Here is a 5,321-nt window from a genome sequence, read left to right as displayed (position 1 = left end):
GAACGCTTCAACACCGTCATTGCGAGCGTAGCGAAGCAATCCAGACCGTCTCCGCGGAGACAGTCTGGATTGCTTCGTCGCTTCGCTCCTCGCAATGACGGAGCGCAATTGAGGGGGATACGCGTGACGGAGACATTCGATTTCGTGGTGGTCGGCGCCGGCAGCGGCGGCTGCGCGGTGGCGAGCCGGCTCTCGGAGGACCGAGAGACCTCGGTCGCGCTGCTCGATGCCGGCGGCAGGAACGACAACTGGATCGTCACCACGCCCTATGCGCTGGTGCTGATGGTCGCCGGCCCGGTCAACAACTGGTCCTTCTCTACCGTGCCGCAGAAGGGGCTGAACGGGCGGGTCGGTTATCAGCCGCGTGGAAAAGGGCTCGGCGGATCGTCGGCGATCAACGCCATGGTCTATATCCGCGGCCACAAATGGGATTACGACCACTGGGCCTCGCTCGGCAACACCGGCTGGTCGTTCGCCGACGTGCTGCCCTATTTCAAGCGCGCCGAAAGCAACGCCGATTTCGGCGGCGAGTATCACGGCAAGGACGGTCCGCTCCGGGTCAACAGGCTGCGCACCGACAATCCGGTGCACGAGATTTTTCTGCAGGCCGCGCGCGAGGCGCAGTTTGTGATCCGCGACGACTTCAACGGCGAGGACCAGGAGGGGCTCGGCCCCTACCAGGTGACGCAGCACAATGGCGAGCGCTGGAGCGCGGCGCGCGCCTACATCCATCCCTATATGGGCCCGCGCGCCAATCTGCGCGTCGAGACCAAGGCGCATGCGACCTCGATCATGTTCGAGGGCAGGCGCGCCGTCGGCGTGAAATATCGCAAGGGCAATGAGCTCAGGGAATTCCGCGCGCGCCGCGAGGTGATCCTGTCGGCCGGCGCGTTCCAGACGCCGCAGCTTCTGATGCTCTCGGGCGTCGGCGATGCGGCTGCGCTCGCGCGGCTCGGCATCGCAAGCGCCCATCATCTGCCCGGCGTCGGCAAAAACCTGCAGGACCATCCGGACTTCGTCTTCAACTACAAGTCCGACAATCCCAATTTCACCTCGCTGTCGCCCGGCGGGATCTCCCGCATCCTCCGTGGGGTCGGCCAGTATCGGCGCGAGCGGCGCGGGCGCATCACCACGAACTTCGCCGAGTGCGGCGGCTTCTTGAAGACGCGGCCCGATCTCGACATCCCCGACGTGCAGCTGCATTTCGGCATGGCGATGGTCGACGACCACGGCCGCAAGCGCCACGGCGGCGGCGGCTTCTCCTGCCATGTCTGCCTGCTCAGGCCGAAGAGCCGCGGCACCCTCGCACTCGCCAGCGCCGATCCGCTTGCCGCGCCGCTGATCGATCCGAATTTTCTTGGCGAGGAGGAGGATCTCGACAGCATGGTCGACGCCTTCAAGGTGACGCGGCGGCTGATGGAGACGCCGGCGCTGCGCAGCCTGCAGAAGGCCGACATGGTGACCTCGACCGTGACGACCGATGACGACATCCGCGCCATCCTGCGCCAGCGCGTCGACACCGTCTATCACCCGGTCGGCACCTGCAAGATGGGCGTCGGCGATGCGATGGCGGTGGTCGATCCGCAGCTCAGGGTGTACGGCCTCGAAGGGCTGCGCGTGGTCGACGCCTCGATCATGCCGACGCTGATCGGCGGCAACACCAACGCGCCGACCATCATGATCGGCGAGAAGGCCGCCGACATGATCAAGGCGGAGCTGAAGGCCTCCTAGTCGTCATTGCGAGGCGCGCTTGCGCCGAAGCAATCCAGACTGCCTCCGCGGAAATAGTCTGGATTGCTTCGCTTCGCTCGCAATGACACTTGGTACGATGGCGCCCTGCCATGCATTTTGGCGAGGCGGCGTCCCTTACCAGCGCTGCCGACCTTGGCTAAAGTCACGGCTCGCTATTGAAAAATCACCAGCCAACGGGAGTGAAACAGTGGATCTCGGGATCAAGGGACGCCGCGCCATCGTCTGCGCATCCTCGAAAGGATTGGGACGCGCCTGCGCGATGGCGCTGGCCAATGAAGGCGTGCACGTCACGATATCAGCACGCGGCGCCGAGGCGCTGGCGAGGACCGCGGACGAGATCCGCAAGGCCCATCCGTCCGTCACCGTGACCGAGGTGGCCGGCGACATCACGACGCCGGCGGGGCGCGAGGCGGTGCTGAAAGCCTGTGCGGAGCCGGACATCCTGGTCAACAATGCCGGCGGCCCGCCGCCCGGCGATTTCCGCAACTGGACCCGCGACGACTGGATCAAGGCGATCGATGCCAACATGCTGACCCCGATCGAGCTGATCAAGGCCACGGTGGACGGCATGATGGCGCGAAAATTCGGCCGCATCGTCAACATCACCTCGGCCGCGGTGAAGTCGCCGATCGATATTTTGGGGCTGTCCAACGGGGCGCGGGCCGGGCTGACCGGCTTCATCGCCGGTCTTTCGCGCAAGACCGTGGCGAGCAACGTCACCATCAATGCGCTGCTGCCCGGGCCGTTCTCGACCGACCGCCTGCGCGGCACCGCCAACGCCGAGGCCGAGCGCCGCGGCATCACGCCGGACGAGCTGCTGGCCGAGCGCGCCAAGCAGAATCCCGCCGGCCGTTTCGGCGATCCGGAAGAATTCGGCCTCGCCTGCGCCTTCCTGTGCGGCGCCAAGGCCGGCTTTATCACCGGCCAGAACATCCTGCTCGACGGCGGCGCCTTCCCGGGGACGCTGTAAGCACGATCCGGTGTGTAGCCGATGGGCTAGCGCGGGATGAAGTTTGGTTCTCCGCGCGCGCTGTTCACCTCTCCCCGCGTGCGGGGAGAGGGGGCGCGCCGCCGATGCGGCATCAACTGAGCCTGACTTCGTCGAGCGCAAGCGGCCGAGTGCCGCCTGCGAGCAATCATCGCGTGCCATCGTCCTCGCTGCGTTCGCTCGGGCTGGCGGAATCCGGCGTTGGCCGCTCGTCGGTCCAGTTCATGCCGAAGGCGTCGAGGCCGTCGGCGAGAAGATCGCCGAGCATCGGCTCGCCCAGCAGATAGCGCGCGGTCTCGGATCGCGGCTGATTGTATTCGCCGCGCGCTTCGATCGCACGGGCGCGCAGCTCGTCCCAATCATCGATGCTGCCGTCGCCGCGGCCGAGCCACATCAGCGTCACCAGGTCGACCTGCTCGTCCTCGTTCATGGCCCTGATGAAGCTGCGCAGTTCAAAGGCGACGGGATCGCTGCGATTGTCCTCCAGCACGTCGATGTTGTCGTCGTCGGTCGGATTGGATCCGGAATCCGGATCGACGTCCGCTTCCTTGACGTCGAACTCACGCGCCTTCTCGATCAGAAAGGCGACCTTCTCGGGTGAAATCGTAAGCTCCGGCATGTCTGTCTCCGAAAGGCTGGCCCGGATAACGCGGCAGCGCGGCAGATGATCCATTGCGCGATCCCGGCGAAACCAGCATCTTCAGCGGATGCGAGAGAAGGGGAAAGTAGATGCAGTGGCGGATCGGCCAGGTCAGGATCACGAAGATCGTCGAGCTGGAGACGGTCGGTTCGACGCGCTTCATCCTGCCGTTGGCGAGCCGCGAGGAAATCCTAAAACTGCCCTGGCTGATCCCGTCTTTCGCGACCGAGGAGGGCCGCCTCAAAATGTCGATCCATTCGCTGGTCCTTCAGACGCCGCGCGGCCGCGTCCTGGTCGACACCGGGCTCGGCAATGACAAGCAGGGCCGCGGCGTGCCGACCTGGAACAACCGGAACACGCCGTTCCTGGAGGCGCTCGCGGCGGCGGGCTTTCCGGTGGAGAGCATCGACACCGTGCTGTGCACGCATCTGCATGTGGATCATGTCGGCTGGAATACGCGGCTCTCCGGCGGAGAATGGGTGCCGACATTCCCGAATGCGCGCTATGTCTTCGGGAAAACAGAATATGAATACTGGCGCGATTTCAGCGATACGCCGGAGCGCATCTTTGTGTTCAACGATTCGGTGAAGCCGGTCGTCGACGCCGGCCGCGCCGAGCTGATCGCGAGCGACGCCAAGCTGACCGAGGAGATCACCATGATCCCGACACCCGGCCACAGCCCCGGCCACATGAGCGTCCACATCGTCTCCGATGGCGCCGAAGGCCTTTTGACCGGTGACGTCGCCCACCACCCCTGCCAGATGGCGCATCTCGACTGGTCATCGACCGCCGATTTCGACCCGACGCGGGCGGCCGCGACGCGGCGGCAGTTGTTTGAGCGGTTTGCCGACCGGCCCGTGCTGCTGATCGGCGGGCATTTCGACGCCGGTCACCTGAAGCGGGACGGCGAGGCATTCAGATTTGTCGGCGGCGGCGCGGCATGAGGGCCTCAAAAACCTCATCGCGGACGAACGGTGACCGCAGTTGGGCGGCTTTATGGCTTGGGCGCCGCCTGCCCCGTTCCCCGCGACGGGGTGGGCTGCAATTGCGCCCGAGCGGTTGAATTTCCCCGCGCGCTGTTCCATGAAACCGGAACCAGCGGGAGAAGCCGTTCATAAGGGAGGCAGGGACGATGAAGCTTGTTCGGTACGGCGGGAAGGGGCAGGAGAAACCGGGTCTGATCGATCAATCGGGCCAGCTGCGCGATCTGTCGTCGCATGTGAAGGACCTCACTGGCGAGGCTTATTCACCGGCCTCGCTGAGGAAGCTCGCCGCGCTGGACCCCGCCTCGCTTCCCTCCGTGCCCGGCACGCCGCGGCTCGGCCCGCCGGTGACCGGCATCTCCAAATTCGTCGCCATCGGGCTGAACTATGTCGACCACGCCAAGGAAACCGGCGCGCAAATCCCGACCGAGCCGATCTTCTTCCTGAAGGCCAATACCGCGCTCTCGGGCCCGACCGATCCGATCGAGAAGCCGCGCGGCTCGACCAAGCTCGACTGGGAGGTCGAGATCGCGGCCATCATCGGCACCCGCGCCAAATACGTTTCCGAGCTCGACGCGCTCAATCACGTCGCCGGCTACTGCATCTGCAACGACGTCTCGGAGCGCAATTTCCAGATCGAGCGGCTCGGGCAATGGACCAAGGGCAAGTCGCACGACACCTTCGGTCCGCTCGGCCCGTGGCTGGTCACCCGGGACGAGATCGCGGACGTGCAAAGCCTCTCGATGTGGCTCGACGTCAACGGCCAGCGCCGCCAGACCGGGTCGACCTCGACCATGATCTTTTCGATGGCGCAATGCATCGCCTATGTCTCGCAATTCATGACGCTGCTGCCCGGCGACGTCATCACGACCGGCACGCCGCCGGGCGTCGGCACGGGCATGAAGCCGCCACAGTTCCTCAATGTCGGCGACGTCGTCTCCCTCGGCATCGAGGGACT

General features: G+C 65.4%; 5 protein-coding genes. 4 read left to right on the top strand and 1 reads right to left on the bottom strand.

Annotated elements, in window-relative coordinates; genetic code table 11:
* The first annotated feature begins 123 nt into the window (after window positions 1-123).
* Both JOZ76_RS24600 and JOZ76_RS24595 read left to right on the top strand, forming a co-directional pair.
* On the top strand, window positions 124-1,731 hold the full coding sequence (locus JOZ76_RS24600; protein WP_291702948.1) for a GMC family oxidoreductase: 1,608 nt from the start codon (window positions 124-126) through the stop codon (window positions 1,729-1,731).
* A 208-nt stretch (window positions 1,732-1,939) separates the two neighbouring features.
* The gene (locus JOZ76_RS24595; protein WP_291702946.1) at window positions 1,940-2,722 is read left to right on the top strand and encodes an SDR family oxidoreductase; all 783 of its coding nucleotides are present in this window, start codon (window positions 1,940-1,942) and stop codon (window positions 2,720-2,722) included.
* 166 nt (window positions 2,723-2,888) lie between these two features.
* Here JOZ76_RS24595 and JOZ76_RS24590 read toward each other — a convergent pair whose 3' ends face one another.
* Window positions 2,889-3,359, bottom strand: a complete 471-nt coding sequence (locus tag JOZ76_RS24590; RefSeq protein ID WP_291702945.1) for a DUF3775 domain-containing protein — start codon at window positions 3,357-3,359, stop codon at window positions 2,889-2,891.
* Between the two features lie 110 nt (window positions 3,360-3,469).
* On the opposite strand from JOZ76_RS24590, the gene JOZ76_RS24585 reads away from it, so the two are divergent.
* Together JOZ76_RS24585 and JOZ76_RS24580 are read left to right on the top strand one after the other, a co-directional pair.
* The gene (locus JOZ76_RS24585) at window positions 3,470-4,324 is read left to right on the top strand and encodes an MBL fold metallo-hydrolase (protein WP_291702939.1); all 855 of its coding nucleotides are present in this window, start codon (window positions 3,470-3,472) and stop codon (window positions 4,322-4,324) included.
* Between the two features lie 188 nt (window positions 4,325-4,512).
* Window positions 4,513-5,321: fumarylacetoacetate hydrolase family protein (locus JOZ76_RS24580; RefSeq protein WP_291702937.1), on the top strand; the 809-nt coding region annotated here is incomplete at its 3' end.

The sequence above is a fragment of the Bradyrhizobium sp. genome (genome assembly GCF_019244115.1).
Classification (GTDB): Bacteria; Pseudomonadota; Alphaproteobacteria; order Rhizobiales; family Xanthobacteraceae; genus Bradyrhizobium.
This window is presented reverse-complemented; position numbering and strand designations above follow the sequence as displayed.